The sequence below is a fragment of the Rheinheimera sediminis genome (genome assembly GCF_004005375.1).
Classification (GTDB): Bacteria; Pseudomonadota; Gammaproteobacteria; order Enterobacterales; family Alteromonadaceae; genus Pararheinheimera.
In genome coordinates this window covers 1-599 of record NZ_RZUF01000084.1, presented here as the reverse complement: position 1 = coordinate 599, position 599 = coordinate 1, and the positions used below count along the sequence as shown (strand labels likewise).

Below are 599 nucleotides of genomic sequence, written 5' to 3'. Positions count from 1 at the left end.
ACCCGGTAGCCTTGTTGTTCATGCGTTTTACTGTCCAGTACCCGAACCACCCAGTCGAGGGTATCCTGGCCAATGTCTTTGGCCCAGTTCATCAACCGGCCACGGGACCACTGGTGGTGTTTTTCATGCCGGGTGGGCATATGCTCTGCCTGGGTACTCATGCCACGCCGGTTTACCCGCGGATGACTGGCAACCCGTTTATTCTGGAAGTACAGCGTGATAAGGCGGTCAGTGGCGTGCAGTTCTAACTTTTCGCCCACCAGATGATGGGGGGCGGAGTACAGATGTTCGCCATACTGCACGTGGTAATCGATATTCAGCTTGACCTGTTTAATCTCAGTGTACTGATAGGCTTCACGCGGTAAGTTGCCAAGTGCCGGTTTATCCAGCTGTTCAAACCATTCCCGGCGGTTACCGCTAAATTGTTTAAAGGGCCGTTCATTCACCTCCTGCAGCAGTGCGTTGATGCAGTGATTCAGTTCTGCCAGCGAGAAGAAGGTGTGATGGCGCAACCGGGCTAAAATCCAGCGTTCAATTACCTGTACGCCCACTTCCGCTTTGGCTTTATCCTGAGGTTTGTAGGGTCTGGCGGGCATAAT

1 protein-coding gene is annotated in these 599 nt (G+C 53.1%); it reads right to left on the bottom strand.

The genetic code is table 11. The annotated features are described in order from the left end of the window. A partial coding sequence (locus EMM73_RS19855) for a Mu transposase domain-containing protein (protein WP_409994321.1) occupies positions 1-599 on the bottom strand: 599 nt, incomplete at both ends.